General features: G+C 62.5%; 14 protein-coding genes and 1 pseudogene. 5 read left to right on the forward strand and 10 right to left on the reverse strand.

Annotation, left to right across the window (positions count from 1 at the left end; translation table 11 throughout):
• Window positions 1-105: 105 nt before the first annotated feature.
• Window positions 106-1,329 (forward strand): DUF445 domain-containing protein, encoded by a 1,224-nt coding sequence (locus NA637_RS10815; protein ID WP_256072289.1) that lies wholly within the window; start codon window positions 106-108, stop codon window positions 1,327-1,329.
• Here the strand turns inward: NA637_RS10815 and NA637_RS10820 are convergent.
• The 4 genes from NA637_RS10820 to NA637_RS10835 all read right to left on the reverse strand — a co-directional run bounded on the left by NA637_RS10820 (window position 1,311) and on the right by NA637_RS10835 (window position 4,306).
• Window positions 1,311-1,985, reverse strand: a complete 675-nt coding sequence (locus NA637_RS10820; RefSeq protein ID WP_256072268.1) for an ABC transporter ATP-binding protein — start codon at window positions 1,983-1,985, stop codon at window positions 1,311-1,313. The two genes, NA637_RS10815 and NA637_RS10820, sit on opposite strands and share 19 nt — an antisense overlap.
• On the reverse strand, window positions 1,978-2,739 hold the full coding sequence (locus NA637_RS10825; RefSeq protein WP_256072269.1) for an ABC transporter permease: 762 nt from the start codon (window positions 2,737-2,739) through the stop codon (window positions 1,978-1,980). The genes NA637_RS10820 and NA637_RS10825 overlap by 8 nt, the downstream gene beginning before the upstream one ends.
• Entirely contained in the window at window positions 2,736-3,746 is a 1,011-nt protein-coding gene (locus NA637_RS10830) for an ABC transporter substrate-binding protein (RefSeq protein ID WP_256072271.1), read from the reverse strand. Before NA637_RS10830 ends, NA637_RS10825 begins: the two co-directional genes overlap by 4 nt.
• Before the next feature lie 113 nt (window positions 3,747-3,859).
• The gene (locus tag NA637_RS10835) at window positions 3,860-4,306 is read right to left on the reverse strand and encodes an HIT family protein (protein WP_256072272.1); all 447 of its coding nucleotides are present in this window, start codon (window positions 4,304-4,306) and stop codon (window positions 3,860-3,862) included.
• A 207-nt stretch (window positions 4,307-4,513) separates the two neighbouring features.
• Here NA637_RS10835 and NA637_RS10840 point away from each other — a divergent pair, with 207 nt between their 5' ends.
• Window positions 4,514-5,749 (forward strand): M20/M25/M40 family metallo-hydrolase, encoded by a 1,236-nt coding sequence (locus NA637_RS10840; protein ID WP_256072273.1) that lies wholly within the window; start codon window positions 4,514-4,516, stop codon window positions 5,747-5,749.
• 120 nt (window positions 5,750-5,869) lie between these two features.
• Window positions 5,870-6,574, forward strand: a complete 705-nt coding sequence (locus NA637_RS10845; RefSeq protein WP_256072274.1) for a glutathione S-transferase N-terminal domain-containing protein — start codon at window positions 5,870-5,872, stop codon at window positions 6,572-6,574.
• Between the two features lie 970 nt (window positions 6,575-7,544).
• Here the strand turns inward: NA637_RS10845 and NA637_RS10850 are convergent.
• On the reverse strand, window positions 7,545-8,327 hold the full coding sequence (locus tag NA637_RS10850; RefSeq protein WP_256072275.1) for a sulfite exporter TauE/SafE family protein: 783 nt from the start codon (window positions 8,325-8,327) through the stop codon (window positions 7,545-7,547).
• 199 nt (window positions 8,328-8,526) lie between these two features.
• Between NA637_RS10850 and NA637_RS10855 the strand changes: the two genes are divergently transcribed.
• Window positions 8,527-9,537 carry a ribonuclease Z gene (locus tag NA637_RS10855; RefSeq protein WP_256072290.1) on the forward strand — a complete coding sequence of 337 codons (1,011 nt, stop codon included), beginning with the start codon at window positions 8,527-8,529 and terminating at the stop codon, window positions 9,535-9,537.
• A 17-nt stretch (window positions 9,538-9,554) separates the two neighbouring features.
• Window positions 9,555-10,135, forward strand: a pseudogene (locus NA637_RS10860) (TonB-dependent receptor); the annotation flags it as partial.
• Window positions 10,136-10,305: 170 nt separating this feature from the next.
• Here NA637_RS10860 and hrpA read toward each other — a convergent pair.
• The 5 genes from hrpA to otsB form a co-directional block, all read right to left on the reverse strand.
• Window positions 10,306-14,421, reverse strand: a complete 4,116-nt coding sequence (hrpA, locus tag NA637_RS10865) for an ATP-dependent RNA helicase HrpA (protein WP_256072276.1) — start codon at window positions 14,419-14,421, stop codon at window positions 10,306-10,308.
• A gap of 225 nt (window positions 14,422-14,646) precedes the next feature.
• A complete protein-coding gene (locus NA637_RS10870; protein WP_256072277.1) occupies window positions 14,647-15,558 on the reverse strand; it encodes a DMT family transporter in 912 nt (303 codons plus the stop codon).
• Entirely contained in the window at window positions 15,558-16,205 is a 648-nt protein-coding gene (gene can, locus NA637_RS10875; protein ID WP_256072278.1) for a carbonate dehydratase, read from the reverse strand. Before can ends, NA637_RS10870 begins: the two co-directional genes overlap by 1 nt.
• Window positions 16,206-16,285: 80 nt before the next feature.
• Entirely contained in the window at window positions 16,286-17,695 is a 1,410-nt protein-coding gene (gene otsA, locus NA637_RS10880) for an alpha,alpha-trehalose-phosphate synthase (UDP-forming) (protein WP_256072279.1), read from the reverse strand.
• Window positions 17,696-17,707: 12 nt separating this feature from the next.
• Window positions 17,708-18,484, reverse strand: coding sequence for a trehalose-phosphatase (gene otsB / locus NA637_RS10885; RefSeq protein WP_256072280.1), 777 nt, complete (start codon window positions 18,482-18,484; stop codon window positions 17,708-17,710).
• Window positions 18,485-18,573: the final 89 nt, after the last annotated feature.

Here is an 18,573-nt window from a genome sequence, read left to right on the forward strand (position 1 = left end):
GTCGGCCGTACCCGATTCGCCTGAGTAACACCCCGCACACCATTCGCCGCAAAGAGGAATCGCGTGAGCCCTCTGCACCGCCGCTGGCAATCCCCCGTCACACGAATGAAGCTGGTCGCCGGCCTGCTCCTGCTGCTCGCCGCGCTGCTCTACGTCATCGCAACCGCCATGGAGCCGCGTCACCCGGCCTGGGGCTACCTCGCCTCTTTTGCAGAAGCGGCAATGGTCGGTGCGATTGCCGACTGGTTCGCCGTGACCGCCCTGTTCCGCCATCCGCTCGGCCTGCCGATCCCGCATACGGCGATCATCCCCCGCAGCAAAGCGCGCATCGGGCGCAACCTGTCGACCTTCATCACCACTCACTTCTTGTCCACACCGATGGTGCTGGCCAAGCTCGAAGCACTGGACTTCGGCGGCAGGCTGGCCAACTGGCTGCGTCATCCGGCCAATGCCGAAGCGGTTGGCCGCCAGCTCACCGGCATGGCGCGGTTCGGCGTCGAGTCGCTGCACGATGAGCGCGTGCAAGCGTTCGCGCAGGCCAAGCTGATCAACCGAGCGCGCAAGGTCGATCTCGCACCGGTCTGCGGTCAGGTGCTGGAAATGCTCACCCGACAGGGCAAACACCAGGCGATGCTCGATGAAGCGCTGATCAAGGTCGATGCGCTGCTGCAGGACGATGACACCCGTGCGCTGGTGGCCGACGCCATTACCGCCGAGGTCCGCACGCTGCGCTATCTGGGACTCGGCAAGGCGGTCGGCGGCTGGTCGGCGAACAAGTTCGTCGACGGCGTATCGGCGGTCATCGCCGAGATCGCGGGCGACCCTGAACATCCGCTACGGGAGCGCTTCGACGAGCATGTGGCGGCGTACATCGACCGGCTCAAGCATGACCCGGCTTATCGGCTGGAAGTCGAACGCATCGTCGCTCAGCTGCTGGAGCATCCGGCAACCACCGATTACCTGCAGACGCTCTGGCGTGAGCTGACCGAGTGGCTGGAGGCGGATCTGGAGAGCGCGGATTCACGCATCGGCAAGCGGATCGTGCGCCTGACCCAGGGCTTGGGCGACTCGCTTTCCGCCGACACGTCCATGCGTACCTGGATCAACGAGCAACTGCTGGCCGCCGCGCCCAGCCTGCTCGAGCGCTACCGCGGGCAGATCGGCAAATACATCACCCAGCGCGTGGAAAACTGGGAGAGCCGCGAACTGGTCGAGCAGATGGAACAGAGCGTTGGCAAAGACCTGCAGTACATCCGCATCAACGGCACGCTGGTTGGCGGGCTGGTCGGGCTGCTGCTGCATGCCCTGACTCAGCTGGCAGCTGGCTGAGCACTGAGCGAGCGCAGCGTGTCGCAGATCTGACTGGCATTGGCCCCGTCGGTCAGCGGTCGATCCCAACGCAGGGTCGCAGGCTGGCCGTTCATGTACCACAGCCGATTGGCGAGCTGATCGGCGTCGCGCGCATCGTGGGTCACGCAGATCAGTGCCATCTGTGGCTGCCCCTCAAGCAGCCGGACAATCAGCTCGCGCAGTTCGGCAGCGCGGTCCGGGTCCAACGAGGCAAAGGGCTCATCGAGCAAGAGCAGATCAGGTTTGACGGCCAGGCACCGAGCCAGCGAGGCGCGGCGCGCCATACCCAGCGAGAGCTGCTCCGGCAGACGATCACCCGCATCGCTCAGGCCAACGTCGGCCAGTAGCCGATCGATATCGCCCGCCGCCGCGCCGACCAGTTTGAGGTTCTGCCGCACGCTGTACCAGGGCAGCAGGCGGTGCTCCTGAAACAGGTAGCCGACGCGCCGCCCGGATTGAAGACGGATCATCGGAGCCAGGCGTGAATCAAGGCCTGCGATGGCGTTGAGCAAGGTGGTCTTGCCGACGCCGGAGGGGCCCAGCAAGCAGATGCGATCCCCGGCCCGCACCTGTAGATCGATCAGGCCGAGCACCGGATGGCCTGCCGCTACGCCATCGATGCGCAGCTCAAGCATGCTGCATCCCGGCGTTGCGCCAGCTCGAGGCGCGACGCTCCAGCGGCTGCAGCAGCGCCAGCTCGATCAGCTGTACGACGGCAATGAAGGCCAGGCTGTAGGCCAATATGCTCGCCACATCGAAGACCTGAAACGCCATGTGCAGCTGAAAACCGACGCCATCGGAGCGGCCCAGCAGTTCGACCACCAGGACGATCTTCCAGATCAGCGCCAGGCCCCCGCGGGTCGCCGCCATCAGGTACGGAAACAGCTGCGGCAGCCAGACGTTCGCCACCCGCTGCCAACGGTTGAAGCCGTAGACCCGGGCCATCTGCTCCAGCTTCGGATCGAGGCTGCGCGCGCCTTCGCGCACCGTCACCGCCACGTTCGGCACCTTGTTGATCACCACCGCCAGCACCGCCGCCGCTTCCACCAGACCGAACCAGACATAGAGCAGGATGATGGTGACCAGCGCGGGCAGATTGAGAAACAGCACCAGCAGCGGATCGAGCACCGCGTTGGCCAACCGCGAGCGCCCCATCCAGACGCCCAGCAGCGCACCCAGCGCCATCGCAAGCGCAAAGCTGATCAGCACCCGGCGCAGGGTGACCAACAGATGATGGGGCAGCTCACCACTCTGGACGGCGAGCCAGAAGGTATGCAGGACATTCGCTGGAGACGGCAGTAGCGGCATACTGACGGTCAGCGCGACACTCGCCCAGAGCGCGACCACCAGCGGCAGCGCGACCCAGCAGGCATAGCGCGAGCCGGTCATGGCTCGCTCTGGAACAGCGCGGCGGGCATCAGCCTTTGCGGCTCGGCGCCCGTCAACACCAACAGCCGGTGCAGCGCAGCGATGCGCGCCGCATCCAGCGGTTGGGGGATGCCTTCGACAAAGCTGTCATGCAGCGCAGCGAACACCGCGTCGTTCTCAGCCCGCATCAAGGGCCGGATTTCCTGCCAGTGATCGGGCTGACTCGCCAGCTGGTCCTTGGTCTCGCGCAACGCACGGGAGAAGCGCTGCAAGAGATCGTCGTGCCCAATGGCCCATGCTTGCGGGAACAGGTAGCCGAGCACCGGCAGATCGGGATCGAGACCCAGCGTTCCAATCAGATCCGCCAGACCGAAGGCACTACGCACACCACCCTCGCCACGCAGGCGTGCCGAGAAGTGCCAGAAGGTCAGCAGCGCGTCCACCTGGCCGCGCCGCAGCGCCTGACTGAGCAGGGGCGGCGCCGCGTACTGCACCGTCGCCTCGCGGGCCAGATCGATCCCCTGCCCCGTAGCCACCTGCTGCAGCAGTTGCCAACCAAGCCCGTCCGGCCCACCAGCGACGCCAATGCGCTTGCCGCGCAGGTCGGCCAGGGCGCGAATATCGCTGCCATCGTTGACCAACACTTCACCAACTTGCGAGGAAAACGGCAGGTAGCGATACGCCGTCCCAGCCTCGTAGCGCGCCTGCGCCCAGAGCAGATCGCTTACCGCGCCATCCACGCTGCCACTGCCCAGCGCCAAACGCGACGCCGGCAGATCAGCCACCAAGCGCACCTTCAAGTCGAAGCCATTGGTCTTGTCCAGCCCGTGACGCTTGAGATGATCGAGCTCCCAATGCGGCGTGCCGAACTGCAACACGCCAAGGGTCAGCACCGGCAGCGGTTGCGCCTCGCCCTGCGCCTGAACGAACAGCGGGACTATCGCGAGCAGAACCACACGCCCGCATCGAAGCGCTGCGAGGCATGCACGAGCGAAAGACAAGGTGAGGAACAACGGAGCAGGCTTCATGCCCGCAGGGTACGAAGCCTCGAATTCGCTACGAATAGTACTTTGGTGTTTCTTCGCTGCTGCGATGGTCGCGGCTGCAACCGGTGCGGCAGCAGTGCCGGTTCAGGAGCCGATCAGTGCTCGCTCGCGGCAAGTTTGCTTACCAGCCGCGCCTGCAGCTTTTCCAGCTCTGCCGGATCGGCCTTACCTGCGGCGTGAATGCCAAGCCCCTCGCCCGAATAGCGCGGGACGATATGCACGTGAATATGAAACACCGTCTGCCCCGCCGGCGCCCCGTTGAACTGCGCCACCTGCACGCCATCGGGTTGTAACTCCTCGACGATCACGCGAACGAGCTTCTGCGCCACCGCCATCACCTTGCACAGCGCCTCGGTATCCACATCGAGGATGTTGCACGCCGCGGAGCGCTTCGGAATCACCAGGGCATGCCCAAATGACTGCGGAAACAGATCCAGGAAGGCGAGCACGTCGTCGTCCTCGTAGAGCTTGTAGCAAGGCGCATCGCCACGAATGATCCGGGCGAAGATGTTCTGTGGGTCATAGGAAGTGGTTAGGGACACGTGCTGCGCTCCATGACAGTTGGGTTGAGCGCCAACCATAGCGGGAGCCGACCACGCAGAGCCAGCGGTACGTTGCTGCGGTTGCACAGCCTCGAACGGCTCTGACACGTGCATCCGAATGCATACGCACCGGAACGATGCAAGGTCGCGAGCGGTCTAGACCTCACCACCCACCGGAACCCCGCCCACCAGAACCGAGGTCTGCCCATGCGCGTCCGCCCTTCCCTGCTCGCCGCCGCCGTTGCCCTGTGCTTCTTTTCGCTGACCGGCCTTGCGGCCGCCCTCAAGCCCGACGAGTTGCTCAAACAGGCCGAAGCCGAGCAGAAGCCCTACCTGGAAACGGTGAAGGAACTGGTCGCCATCGATACCGGCACCGGACTGGAAAAGGGCCTGGCCACCGTCAGCCAGATGCTGATCGAACGCCTCGAAGCCTTGGGGGCGAAAGTCAGGACCACGCCGGCGACGCCTTCGGCAGGCGAGAACATCGTCGGCACACTGAAAGGCTCGGGCAGCAAGAGCTTCCTGCTGATGGTCCACTACGACACGGTGTTCGGTGAAGGCACCGCGGCGAAGCGTCCGTTCCGCATGGACGAGCAGCGCGCCTACGGGCCTGGCGTCGCGGACGCCAAAGGCGGTGTGGCGATGATCTTGCACGCCCTGGCACTGCTTCAGAGGCAGGGCTTCGATGATTACGGCAGCATCACCGTGCTGTTCAACCCGGACGAGGAAATGGGTTCGTCGGGCTCGAAGAAAATCATCGCCGAACTGGCGCGCGAGCATGACTACGTTTTCTCATACGAGCCGCCGGACCAGGAGGCGGTGACCACGGCGACCAATGGCATCAACGCCGTGATGCTCGATGTGCAGGGCAAATCCTCTCATGCGGGTTCGGCGCCTGAAGCGGGTCGCAACGCCGTGATGGAACTGGCCCACCAACTGGTGCAGTTGCGTGACTTGGGCGATCCGAGCAAGGGCACCACGGTCAGCTGGACCATGATCGAGGGCGGCGAAAAGCGCAACATCATCCCGGACAGCGCGCACGCCGAGGCGGACATGCGCTACTCCGACCTCGGCGAGTACGACCGGGTGCTGGAGGATGCCAAACGCATCATCGAGCAACAGCTGATCGACGAGACCACCGTCGAGGTGCGTATCGACAAAGGCCGCCCACCGCTGGCGAAGAATGCCGGCTCCGAAGCCTTGGCCGAAACGGCGCACAAGCTCTATGGTGAGATCGACAGGGATATCAAGCCCATTGCCATGCGCTTCGGAACCGACGCCGGTTACGCCTATGTCCCGGGCAGCGAGACCCCTGCGGTGCTGGAAACCATGGGCGTAGTCGGTGCCGGCCTGCACTCGGATGAAGAATATCTGGAGCTTGCCAGCATCGCGCCGCGCCTGTACCTGACAGTGGCGATGATCAAGACGCTTTCCGCGCAGTGATTGTTCAGCCCGTCAGCAGACTGCGGCGCGGGGCGAATTGATATTCCACGCCGGTAAATGACCGCGTCACCTCGCACCCATATCCTTACCTTCCGAAAATTGTTTTGGGGAGAGCCCACCATGCACGATCTGTCCACCTTCCCCATCACCCAGAAATGGCCTGCCAGTTACCCGGATCGCCTGCAGCTGTATTCGCTGCCCACGCCCAACGGGGTGAAGGTATCGATCATGCTGGAGGAGACCGGTCTGCCCTACGAGGCGCATCTGGTCAGCTTCGAGTGTGGTGACCAGCGCTCAGAAGAATTCCTATCGCTGAACCCGAACAACAAGATTCCGGCCATCCTCGATCCTAACGGCCCGGACGGAGAGCCGCTGGCGTTGTTCGAGTCCGGTGCGATTCTGCTGTACCTCGCCGATAAAACCGGTCAGCTGATGCCGGAAAACGCCGCAGCCCGCTACGAGACGATTCAGTGGTTGATGTTCCAGATGGGCGGCGTCGGCCCGATGTTTGGCCAGCTCGGCTTCTTTCATAAATTCGCGGGCAAGGATTACGAGGACAAACGTCCGCGCGACCGTTACGTCGCCGAGGCCCAACGCTTGCTCGGCGTGCTGGACAAGCGCCTGGAGGGTCGCGAGTGGATCATGGGCGGGCGCTACAGCATCGCCGACATCGCTACATTTCCGTGGGTCCGCGGCTTGGTGGATTTCTACGAAGCGCGCGAACTGGTGGAGTTCGAGCGCTTCGTCAACGTCCAACGGGTACTGGATGCCTTCCTCGCCCGGCCAGCGGTGGCCAAGGGGCTGACTATTCCACCGCACGGGTGATGCCGGACTAGGGTTGACGGAGTGGATCGCTTAACGGGGACGACAAAACCCTGAAGTGCAGTTTACCGACCGCTTCGGCGTGTCCTGGATGATCATCTACAGCCGGTGGCAGTCAGCCATCTCTCGAACCATTCGGACGGATTTGTCCAGTCTTATAGCAGCGAAATTATCTAAAAAACCCGTTGACAGATAATTTTATGCACATAAGACCTGGTCGGGTTGGCCCTGCTCGCGGGTTGCTGCAAGCGCCAGCCTAACCAAATCTAAGCCATTGATTAGAAAGGCTTTATCAATACTGAGTAAAAACTCGTCGATCTGTTCTGAGCCGCGCCAGATGGGCGTTTGGGCACGTCATCCAATATTTGTTCACAATGTTATCCACAGATGTTGTGGATAACACACCGCGCGCCACGTGCATCGGGGCTTAGCGATCCCCGGTCACGCCCTTTCCCTCTGATTGTTACTGTTTTGCCGATCCTGCCGCGGAGCCTTTCGAGGGACTCCACCGGGGAAGCTACCTCGGCTTTGCGGCCTTATGGCCGTTTGCCTGTGTACGCTGACGGTGGTGTCATATCCCCCAGTGCGTTGGTTCGCCTCGCTGAAGGCGCGCCGACGGGACATTCGGTGGCTCAAGTATCTGTGACAGATATGAAACACAGGCCACGAGCTCAGGCGATACGACGGATACGCCGGCTGGCGATGCACCATTGAAGGTCAACCCTGGCCCCGGAATGCCTGGCGATATTGCTTCGGCGAGACGCCCAGCGCCTTGCTGAAATGCTGATGCATCGAGATGCTGAGAGCCAAACCCGGCCAGCGAGGCAATGGTGCCGATAGGCTGGTCGGTGGTGGTCCCCAGAAGGCGCTGGCTCAGGGCCAGCCGCCTAGGATGCTGCCGGTGTGCTGACGGAGCAGATAGAAGCAACAATCCAGCGCAGTGGCAGTGCCTGCGGACGTGAATAGATCGTGGTCAGATTAGCTTATAGCCGATCATCGCCAACATGACTGCCAAGCAAGGTCGCAACACCGCTTCCGGCACCCGGCCGGACAGGTGGCTGCCCAAATAAATGCCCGGCAACGAGCCTATCAGCAGGTAGCTCAGGATGGTCCAGTCCATGTTGCCCATGCTGGCGTGGCCCAGCCCGGCTACCAGCGTCAAAGGCACCGCATGGGCGATCTCAGTGCCCACCAGGCGGCGCGTGGCGAGCAAGGGGTAAAGGAAGAACAGCGCCACTGTACCCAGCGCACCCGCGCCTATCGAAGTCAGCGTGACCATTGCGCCAAGCACAACGCCCACAACTACGGTCAGGATGTTCAACCCGCGCGACGACAGCCTGGGGGTCGGGCCTGACAAGCGAGCAGCCACAGCGAGCAGTTGCTTCTTGAACAGCACAGCCAGAGCCGTGAGTACCAGCACGATGCCAAGGGAGTGCTTGATGATCGCGTTGAGCGCATCCTGGTCCGAGTGCAGCCCTTTCAACAGCCACAGCGTCAGCGCTGCGGCCGGCACACTGCCCAGCGCCAGCCAGCCGGTAATGCTCCAGTCGATGTTGCGATTCTTCTGGTGTACCCAGACGCCGCCGGCTTTGGTAATCGCTGCGTAGAGCAGATCGGTGCCAACGGCCGCAGCCGGGTTGACACCGAACCACAACAGGATCGGTGTCATCAGCGAGCCACCGCCTACACCGGTCATGCCAACGATAAAGCCAACCAGCAGGCCGGCTACAACAAAGCTGATTACACCGAATTCCATGAGAACGTCCGATTCAAGGCACACAGGCCGTGTCAAAGGCCAGCAGCATAACGGTCCGGACTAGCAATCCTTAATATAAGTTAATGCTTTCTTAGTAGCTAAAAGATATATGAACGCAGCGCTGCGCCCGGTCGGGTGCAGGTTTATCCGCCGACACTCGGCCGCCATACTGACGCGACGACTGCGCATGAGCATCACCATGGACTTGATTTTCCTTGGCACTTCTTCCGGCACGCCGACCATGGCCCGCAATGTCAGCGGCGTAGCGCTGCTGGAGGACAGCGGTAAAGGCTGGTATCTGATCGATTGTGGCGAAGCCACCCAGCATCAATTGCTGCATACGCCGCTGACACTGCATGGCTTGCGTGCGATTTTCATCACTCATGTGCACGGCGATCACTGCTACGGCTTGCCGGGTTTGCTCGCCAGCGCCGGCCTGGCACGGCGCCAGGAGCCGCTGGATATCATCGCTCCGCGGGCGATTGAAGACTGGGTACGTGCCACGCTGGACATGAGCCAGAGCTGGCTGCCCTACGAACTGAAGTTTCACGCCACCGAGTCGTTCGACGGCTGGTGCAGCTCGCAGATGCGCGTCGAGGCCACCGCCCTGTCCCATCGGGTCCCGAGCTGGGGTTACAGCTTCACCGAAGCCCGCCCCGATCCTAGCCTCGATGTCGACAAGCTCGACCGCGACGGCGTGCCGCGCGGCCCACTCTGGGGCGATCTGATGCGCGGCCACGACATCGAACATGAGGGACGCACGCTGCGTAGCGAGCACTATCTACTGTTCAGTCGTGCACCGCGTCGTGTCGTTATAGCGGGCGATAACGACCAGCCCGAACTTCTTCGCGAGGCCTGCCAAGGCGCGCAACTGCTGGTCCACGAAGCGACCTATACCCAGGCCATCGCCGAAGCCGGTAAAGCTGATTTCGGCCACAGCACAGCCGCGCAGGTCGCCGCATTCGCAGCGTCGATCCAGCTGCCGCATCTGGTGCTGACGCACTTCAGCGCGCGGTATCAAGGCGCATCGAACAGAGGCTTATCACTGGACGACATTCAGGTGGAGGCGGCGAAGCATTTCGGCGCGAACTTGATTTTGGCCGAAGATCTGTTGCGGATCCGGCTGAACAAGCAAGGTCAGTTGCAACGACTGGAACGGCTTGAGCAAAACGCGAGAAAAGCAGCCGAAAACAGGCCAGGCGGCTCGTAGCGTAGGGCGAGGCGGGAAAACGTGTGGATGTCAGCTTCGACAGCGAAGGAAAGCGGCGCACTCGATTCGATGCCGGCTGGGCCGATCAGGAGCAGAAAACCAAGGCGTTTCGTGTAACCGGCGCACCGGAAGACTGCGACACCTTCCGCGAAAACGGTTTTCTGGAACGCAAGGTCCTGGCGCCGTCTGCCTACTTCCAGCTCTGCGATGAGCTGGAGATCAACCTCGGGGCGCCATATCCGCACGACAAGCGCCTGATCGACTTCGGCATTCCGCAATCAACGGCCGCGCGGTCGATGTCGACCGCGACAAACGCTTCGTACTGCCGACGCAGATCAGGGCTACACCCGCAGCGAAGTCTTCTCGCTGACCGCCGACATCGATTACCGCATCAATGGGGGGCCTTCATGCTGAGCAATACCAGCCGCGATCACCATTACGATCCGGACCGCGACAACACCCTGGCTCACACGGCGCCAACCGCTTCGTTACCGCCCCGGACGGCACCTTGCTGGTCAAGCTCAAGCGCGGCAATGTGCAGTGTAAGGATGGTTGGTTCAGCCAGACCGAGCTGAAACAGAACGCGGTTCTCGCTGGGGGCTCCTTGCGAAATTCCAACTGAAATCGTGCTGATAGGCCCGGCCAGCCTCGCGCGGGTCAATGCTTGGCCATTCCGGAGGCTATGAACCTGCCTCCGCGGCTGGACGTGGTCAGGACGTATTCAACTTTCTGATCTGCGGGCACCAGGGATCCTGCGCAATCTTACGGTCAAGCCTCCACCTGGCTCCACTGCTTGCTCAAGCGCTTGTCCGACACCGCCATCTTCGTGCCCAACTGCTGGGCCCAGAGCGACACGCGATACTCCTCCAGCATCCAGCGGTACAGCACCAGTTCCGGATCGCGCTTGCCTTCCTGCTGATGCTTTTTCAACCGCGCCTGGTACTGCTCCCAGTAGCCAGCCAATTCGCCGGACCACACGCGATCGCGCTGCAGCTGCGCGCCGATCTTGTCGAAGCGCTGTTCGACCGCCCTCAGATAGCGCGGATATTCCTTGAGCCATTCGCCCGGTGTTTCGCGAACGAAGCCGGGATAGACCAGATTGCCCAGCTGACCCCTGAGATCGTTGAGCGCGACCGCCTGGGCAAGGTCGATCTTGCCCTTGAAGCGCTTCTGCAAGCCATGCCAGAGCTTGAGGATGTCCAGCGTCAGGCGGGCCAGACGCTCAGCATGGGATGCCCAGTCGCCACGCTTGCGTTCTGCCAATGACGCAAGCGCAGCACCATCGCGTGGCAGTTGCGCTTCGCCGTCGAGAATGCAGCTGTCGAGGCAGGCCAGCAGGATGTCCTCGACCAGTGCATCGATCTTGCCCATCTCGCGGTACAGCAACGCCAGTTCGGTCAGGCCTGGCAGCTTGTTGCGCAAGTACTTGGCCGGTTCGGCCAGTTGCTGCAGCAGCAGTCGTTGCAGGGCGCGGCGGTGCTGAGAGTCGGCTTCGGCCTGGGTCGGGAAGCGGCCTTCCTTGACCACCCCGCCCTCCTCCACCAGCGCCGGGTAGACGGTCATGGACAGCCCCGCCATTTTCGCCTGGGCTTTTTCCGCCACCTGGGCGAAGCCCTTGGCTTCCACCGGTTTCTGTTCGGCCTTTTGTTGCGGGGGCGCCAGCGCGGCCTGGCTCGCCTCGTTGAAACGCGCAGTCAGTTCGGCAAGCTCACGGCCTTCACCAAGAAACTTGCCGCGCGCATCCACCACCTCGATGTTCATCTTCAGATGGTTTTCCAGGCCCGCTGCGGCTTCGGCCCAGGCCTCCTCCGGAACCCGTGCGCCGGTCATGCGCAGCAGCTCGCGACCCAGCGCCTCGGGCAGCGCGCCCTCGCCAAAGGTGACCTTGGCGAGGGCTGCCTTGACGAAATCGGGCACCGGCACGAAGTTCTTGCGGATCGCCTTCGGCAGGTTGCGCACCAGCGCCACCGCCTTGGCCTCGATCAGCCCCGGCACCAGCCAGTCGAGCCGTTCGCTGCGCAACTGCGGCAGCAATGGCGCCGGCACGCGCAGAGTCACGCCGTCGCGCGGATGGTTGGGTTCGAAATGGTACTCCAGCGGCAGCTGCAGCTCGCCGATGCGCAGATGATCCGGATACATCGCCGCGGTGACTTCGCTGGCATCACGCGCCAGCACGTCTTCGTCGCGCATGACCAACAGTTGCGGATCTTTGGCGCTCTCGCGCTTGTACCAGCTTTCGAAGCTGGCGGTCTGGTAGATGTCCTGCGGCACGCGCGCGTCGTAATAGGCAAACAGCGTGTCTTCATCGGCAACGATGTCGCGCCGCCGCGCCTTGGCTTCCAGCTCGTCGAACAACTCCAGCAGCTCGCGATTGGCGGTCAGCGCCTTGGCCCGGCTGTGCATTTCCCCGCGCACCAGGCCTTCGCGAATGAACAGCTCCCGTGCGGCAGGCGGGTCGATAGGCCCGAAATGCACCGGGCGCCGCGCCACCACGATCATGCCGTACAGGGTGACCTGCTCGAAGGCCACCACCTGGCCGCGCTTCTTCTCCCAGTGCGGCTCGAAGTGGTTGGTCTTGGTCAGGTGCTTGGCCAGCGGCTCGATCCAGTCCGGCTCGATCTTCGCCACCATGCGGGCGAACAGCTTGGTGGTTTCGACCAGTTCCGCCGCCATGATCCAGCTGGGCTTCTTGCGCCCGATGACGCTGGACGGATGCACCCAGAAACGCCGTTGCCGCGCGCCGAGAAAGTCGCCCTCCTCGGTCTTGTGGCCGACCTGGCTGAGCAGGCCGGAGAGGATCGCCTTGTGTACCGCGGCATAGCTCTTGGCTTTCTGTGCTGCCTCGCTGGCTTCGGCTTGCTGGGCCAGTTTGACGTTGACCTTCTTGTCCTTCGTCAGGGCTAGCTGATCGGGCGACGCCTCTTTGCCGTCTTCCTTGTAGGAGCCAGCCTGGCGATCCTTACCATCGATGGCCTGATCGCCAGCAAGCTGGCTCCTACGGTGCTGCGCGTTATCGTTGAGCTTCAACTCCCGCACGATCAGCGTCAGTTGCCGATGCGCATCCCGCCACTCGCGAAGACGCAGATAGTTGAGAAAGTTCTTCCGGCACCAGGTGCGTAAGGGGTTGGAACCCAGCGCCTGACGCTGTTCCTCGAAACCGCGCCAGATATTGATCAGCGCGGCGAAATCCGAATCCGGATCCTTCCATTGCGCGTGGGCCTGATCGGCCTGTTGCTGGCGGTCGGCCGGGCGCTCGCGCACGTCCTGCACCGACAGCGCACTGGCGACGATCAGCACCTCGGCCATGCTGCCCAGCTGCGCCGCTTCGAGCAGCATGCGGCCCAGGCGCGGGTCGATGGGCAAACGCGCCAGCTGCCGGCCCAGCGGCGTCAACTGGTTCTCGCGATTGACCGCTGAGAGCTCCTGCAACAGGTTGAAGCCATCGCTGATGGCCCTGCCATCCGGCGGCTCGATAAAGGGGAAATCCTCGATCTGGCCAAGGCGCAGATGCAGCATCTGCAGGATCACCGCGGCGAGATTGGTGCGCAGGATCTCCGGGTCGGTGAATTCGGGCCGGCCGAGGAAATCCTCCTCGCTGTAGAGGCGAATGCAGATGCCTGGCTCGACCCGCCCGCAACGCCCCTTGCGCTGGTTGGCACTGGCTTGGGACACGGCCTCGATGGGCAGGCGCTGCACCTTGGCGCGGTAGCTGTAGCGGCTGATGCGCGCCGTGCCCGAATCGATCACGTAGCGGATACCGGGCACGGTCAATGAGGTCTCAGCCACGTTGGTCGCCAGCACGATCTTGCGGCCGGCCGCGGGGCGGAAGATTTTCTGCTGCTCGGCCGGGGTCAATCGCGCATACAGCGGCAGCACTTCGGTGAACTTCAGGTTGGCCTTGCGCAGCACTTCGGCGGCATCACGGATCTCGCGTTCACCGGGCAGAAACACCAGCACATCGCCGGGACGCTTGCCGATGCCTTTTTCATGCGCCTCGATTTCGTCCAGCGACGCCAGAATGCCTTGGTCGACAGTGAGATCGTCCTCGACCCGGTTGCCGTCCTCGTCAGTTTCCGCGGCAAGCGGGCGATACCAGGTTTCGACCGGGAAGGTTCGGCCGGACACCTCGACAATCGGCGCGCCCGGAAGGCCGGCCCCAGCAAAGTGCGCGCTGAAGCGCTCCAGATCGATGGTCGCCGAGGTGATGATGACCTTGAGATCCGGCCGCCGTGGCAGCAAGGTCTTGAGGTAGCCGAGCAGGAAATCGATGTTGAGGCTGCGTTCGTGGGCCTCGTCGACGATGATGGTGTCGTAGCGTTCCAGGAAGCGGTCGTGCTGGGTTTCGGCCAGCAGGATGCCGTCGGTCATCAGCTTGATCAGCGAGCTGTCTTTGCTCTGGTCCTCGAAGCGGACCTGATAACCCACCAGCTCACCCAATGGCGTACCGATTTCCTCGGCTACCCGCGTCGCAACGCTGCGTGCAGCCAGTCGACGCGGCTGGGTATGGCCGATCAGCCCGTGCACGCCACGGCCGATCTCCAGGCAGATCTTCGGCAGCTGAGTGGTCTTGCCAGAACCCGTTTCCCCGGCGATCACCAGCACCTGATGTTTTTCCAGTGCAGCCTTGATCTCCTCGCGCTTGGCGGCAATCGGCAGGCTGTCGTCGTAGCGCATGGTCGGCACGCTCTGCCGCCGCGCCTCGGCCTTGGCGGCAGAGGCATGAAAATGTTCGAGCCATTGGGCGAGGCGCTCGTCTTCGAGTGGTGCATCACCAACCTTCTTGCGCAGGTCATGCAACTGACGACGCAAGCGATGGCGATCGGCGTACATCGCCTGGTCGAGATTTTTCAGGAGTTGATCAAAAGCAGGCGTTGCGTCGGTCATGGACAGCCGTAAGCGATAGCGTGAAGGCCGCGATTGTCGCAGATTTGGCCGGCTGGCCGTAGGGAAAGGGACTTTGGTTGCTCCCGGTAAAGCCAGCGGAGTACGCAGAGAACCCCACAGGGCACCCGTGCACACACGCATGAACGGCAGCGACGAAGAGATCCTGACAACCACAAGTGCAAATGACAGCCCCGCGCAGGCGGGCTCTTATTGCTCGACTCTGCGCTAGCGGACCGCGCGACGCGCAGCCGGTCGGGTTGCCAGCAGCAGCCCGGCGAAGATCAGCCCACCGCCCACCCAGTGGAATGTCCGCAGCCCCTCGCCCAGCACCAGCCAGCCGAGAATGGCGGTGAAGACCGGCATCAGGTAGGTCGCCATGGCCGCTTTCGCCGCGCCGACGGTTTTAACGCCGTGGTTCCAGGAAAGATAGGCCACCAGCGACGCGAAGACCGCTGTGTAGGCGATGACAGCGAGGTTGGTCGAGGTGGGCGTGAAGCCGCCAGCCTGACTCAGCTCGAATAGATAGAACGGCAGGATCAACGGCGTACCGATTGCCATCAGCACGCCCAGCAGTGTCAAGGGCGGAACTTGGAGAAAGGCGCCCCAGCGCCGTAGCGACAGGGTATACAGCGCCCATGCCAGTACCGCTGCGAGCATGATCAGGTCACCGGTCTTGAAGGCCAGATGGGTGAATGCATCCCAGCTACCACGGCTGATGAGGTAGACCAGCCCGCACGCGGCGATGGCCATGCCGAACCAGGCGCGACGCGCAGGCCATTCACCCAACAGCAGGCCGCCGCCGATGAAGGTGAACAGCGGCAGGCAGGTGTTGACCAGGGTGAGGTTGATGGCTTCGGTGCTTTGCGCCGCGGAGTACAGCAATGAGTTGTAGCTGCTGATGCCCAATGCGGCGATCACCGGCAACCGCCAACCCGCGGCGCGTAGCGTGGCCCTGTGTGTCCAGATGGAGCGCGCCACGAACGGCAGCAACAGGCAGGTCGCCAGCACCCAGCGCCAGAACGACAAGGCCAGCGGCGGTATTGCATCATGAAAGGCGCGCGCCACCAGCGCGTTGCCGCTCCAGCAGAGCACGGCTAGCAGCAGGCCGGCGAAAGCCCATCCCTGACGCCTGTCCATCAGCCCGGCCGACGTGCGCGTAGGCGGTACTGCGGCGGCAGTTGATCAAGACCGCTGATGGTAACGTTGAGGTTCTTCCAGATGCCGTCCTTGATGCCGTAGATGCAACCGTGCACCGACAGCTGTTGGCCGCGGTGCCAGGCGTTCTGGACGATGGTGGTATGACTGACGTTGGCCACCTGCTGGATGACGTTGAGCTCACAGAGGCGATCCACCTGTGCTTCTTCGGTTGGGAAGCTGGCGATGTGCTCGTGGTGTTCGTAATACAGATCGCGGATGGTGCGCAGCCAGCCGTCGATCAGGCCGAGCTGATCGTCATGCATCGAAGCGCGAACACCTCCGCAGCCATAATGACCGGTGACGAGGATGTGTTTCACCTTGAGCACATCCACCGCGTACTGAATCACCGACAGGCAGTTGAGGTCGGTGTGCAGCACCACGTTGGCGACGTTGCGGTGAACGAAGAGATCGCCGGGCAGCAGGCCGACAATCTCGTTGGCAGGCACGCGGGCGTCGGAACAGCCAATCCAGAGGTACTCCGGCAGCTGCTGCTTGGCCAGTTTGGTGAAAAAAGCAGGGTCTTCTTCGATGATCGCTTCAGCCCAGCGCGCATTGTTCTCGAATAACTGTTGAAGCTCGTTGCTCATCACCTGCCCCTTCCATTCCGACACGCACGTTACGAACCGGTCGGTGTTTTGACAAGCACGCAGACCGGTACGTCACAGTATTAGACGGTGAACAGCGGATTCGAAGGCACTTCGGCTCTCGGGCGGGAGGAAAAGGCGCGCAGGTCGCGCAGGAAATTGTCGCGCCAGGCGTCCAGGTCAGCGGTGCGTATCGCCCGCATCATGTGCTCATAGCGATCCTTGCGCTCGGTGAGCGACATACGCATCGCGCGATCCAGCGCCTCGGCCATGCCGATGCAATCGTAGGGATTGATGATCAGCGCTGAGGTCAGCTCGCGCGCGGCCCCGGCGAAACGCGACAGCACCAGCACACCGGGATCTTCCGGGTCCTGAGACGCGACGTATTCCTTGGCGACCAGGTTCATACCGTCGCGCAGCGGGGTGACGAAGCCGATGTCGGACTGGCGGAACAAGCCCATCAGGGTTTTCCGATCATGACTTTTGTTGAGGTAATGCAGGGGCGTCCAGTCCAGGTCCGACAGCCAGCCATTGATGTGACCCGCTGCGCTTTCCAACTGCTGACGAATGTGTTGATAGGTCTTCACGTCCGAACGCGACGTCGGCGCGATCTGGATGAACTCGACAGCGCGACGATGCTCCGGGTATCGGTCGAGGAATGCTTCGTACGCCTTGAATCGCTCGACCAATCCCTTGGAATAATCCAGTCGATCCACGCTGATGATCTTCTTGCGATCGACATCCGTGGTGCGCCGCATGGGCTTGCTTCGGCCCTTGTAGGACTCGGCGAGCGTCTGGATCTCGTCCGGGACAACGCCGATGGGATACACCCCGGCGCGGAAATTCTGACCATACGCGGTCAGGCTGCCATCGGGCTCGAGGATGCCCCGCACTTCGCGGGTCATGTAGTCCTGGAAGGCGAGCCGATCCGTTTCCGTCTGGAAGCCGATGAGGTCGTAGAAGCAAAGTGTTTTCAGCAACTCATTGTGCGGCGGAATGACGGTCAGGATTTCCGGCGGCGGGAACGGAATGTGAAGGAAGAAACCGATGCGGTTGCGGATGCCCAACTGGCGGCAGGCTTCGGCGAAGGGAATCAGGTGGTAGTCGTGGATCCAGATGATGTCGTCAGGTTCGAGCAGCGGCTTCAGTTTCTCCGCCAGCATGGCGTTGACCCGTCTGTAACCGTCGTACTCTTGCCGGTTGTATCGCGCCAGGTCGATCCGGTAGTGAAAGATCGGCCACAGCGTGGCATTGGAAAATCCCCGGTAATACTGGTCGTAATCCTGCTTGGTGAGGCCCATCGTGGCGTAGGTGATATTACCGACGGTCTCGGTACGGGTTTGCGGGGTGCTGCTTACATCGCCATTCCAGCCAAACCAGATACCGCCGGCCTGGCGCAATGCGTCGTGAACGCCAACTGCAAGCCCGCCAGCAGCGACCTTCCCCGCCTTGATCGGCGCTACACGGTTGGAAACCACTACTAGTCGGCTCATGTAGTTCTCGCTTCAGTCTGGTTTTATTGGATGTTGCTGCGGCTCGGACAGCGTGTTCTGCAACCCATCGAGCCAGGCGGCGACGGCCTCTACTGACGCCAGCCGCTGCATGGCTTCGGTCGGCCCTGTGCCCACCTTGATCGAGACCCCGCCCAGTTCGTTGACCACCGAGAAGCCTGCCTCATCGGTCTGGTCATCGCCAATGAAGACGGGTGTCCGTCCGGCAAACGGTGCCTCCTGCATGAAGGTACGGATGACCTCGCCCTTGCTGGCGCCGCGCGGCTTGAGTTCGAAGACGCACTTGCCAGGCTGTAGCGCCAACACCTCACCATAACGGGCCACGAAATCTGCGGCCACCCCGCGCGCTGTCTCTTCAAGCTCAGGAGCCAGGCGGAAATGCAGCGCAAAGGCGACACCCTTGTTCTCCAGCATCAGGCCAGGATGCTTGGCACATGCTTGCGCCAGCTCGCGCTGGATGGCGTCGAGCACGTCATTATCGAGGGTCAGGTTTCGCAATTCGCCGGTTGCGGTACGACGCTCGGCGCCGTGCACGCCGGCAGCGGGCAGTTGCAGAGGTGTGAGCAGGGCATCGAGCTGGCTGATCGTCCGGCCCGACACGACCGCAACAGGAATGCCATTGGCGCTCAACTGTTCCAGCGCCGCCAGTGAACGTGGGGGGATGAAAACGAGTTCGGGCCGCGGCTGGATCTCAGCGAGCGTGCCATCAACATCGAAAAAAAAAGCGCAGCTCCGAGCCTCTAGCTCGGGTTGATCATTTTGTTTACTCATGTAACTGGGACCCCCCGTCAACGGTGGTGGTTCGCGTTTTTTATCGCGGCCGCCGCCTGTAATTCAACATGCACGGCCACTGCAGCTTG

This window comes from Stutzerimonas stutzeri (genome assembly GCF_024448935.1).
Taxonomy (GTDB): Bacteria; Pseudomonadota; Gammaproteobacteria; order Pseudomonadales; family Pseudomonadaceae; genus Stutzerimonas; species Stutzerimonas stutzeri_AO.

Excerpts from the sequence above, each read along its gene's own strand:
- NA637_RS10815 (WP_256072289.1), top strand. The coding sequence starts at position 106 with ATGAAGCTGGTCGCCGGCCTGCTCCTGCTGCTCGCCGCGCTGCTCTAC.
- NA637_RS10820 (WP_256072268.1), bottom strand. The coding sequence starts at position 1,985 with ATGCTTGAGCTGCGCATCGATGGCGTAGCGGCAGGCCATCCGGTGCTC.
- NA637_RS10825 (WP_256072269.1), bottom strand. The coding sequence starts at position 2,739 with ATGACCGGCTCGCGCTATGCCTGCTGGGTCGCGCTGCCGCTGGTGGTC.
- NA637_RS10830 (WP_256072271.1), bottom strand. The coding sequence starts at position 3,746 with ATGAAGCCTGCTCCGTTGTTCCTCACCTTGTCTTTCGCTCGTGCATGC.
- NA637_RS10840 (WP_256072273.1), top strand. The coding sequence starts at position 4,514 with ATGCGCGTCCGCCCTTCCCTGCTCGCCGCCGCCGTTGCCCTGTGCTTC.
- NA637_RS10845 (WP_256072274.1), top strand. The coding sequence starts at position 5,870 with ATGCACGATCTGTCCACCTTCCCCATCACCCAGAAATGGCCTGCCAGT.
- NA637_RS10850 (WP_256072275.1), bottom strand. The coding sequence starts at position 8,327 with ATGGAATTCGGTGTAATCAGCTTTGTTGTAGCCGGCCTGCTGGTTGGC.
- NA637_RS10855 (WP_256072290.1), top strand. The coding sequence starts at position 8,527 with ATGGACTTGATTTTCCTTGGCACTTCTTCCGGCACGCCGACCATGGCC.
- hrpA (WP_256072276.1), bottom strand. The coding sequence starts at position 14,421 with ATGACCGACGCAACGCCTGCTTTTGATCAACTCCTGAAAAATCTCGAC.
- NA637_RS10870 (WP_256072277.1), bottom strand. The coding sequence starts at position 15,558 with ATGGACAGGCGTCAGGGATGGGCTTTCGCCGGCCTGCTGCTAGCCGTG.
- can (WP_256072278.1), bottom strand. The coding sequence starts at position 16,205 with ATGAGCAACGAGCTTCAACAGTTATTCGAGAACAATGCGCGCTGGGCT.
- otsA (WP_256072279.1), bottom strand. The coding sequence starts at position 17,695 with ATGAGCCGACTAGTAGTGGTTTCCAACCGTGTAGCGCCGATCAAGGCG.
- otsB (WP_256072280.1), bottom strand. The coding sequence starts at position 18,484 with ATGAGTAAACAAAATGATCAACCCGAGCTAGAGGCTCGGAGCTGCGCT.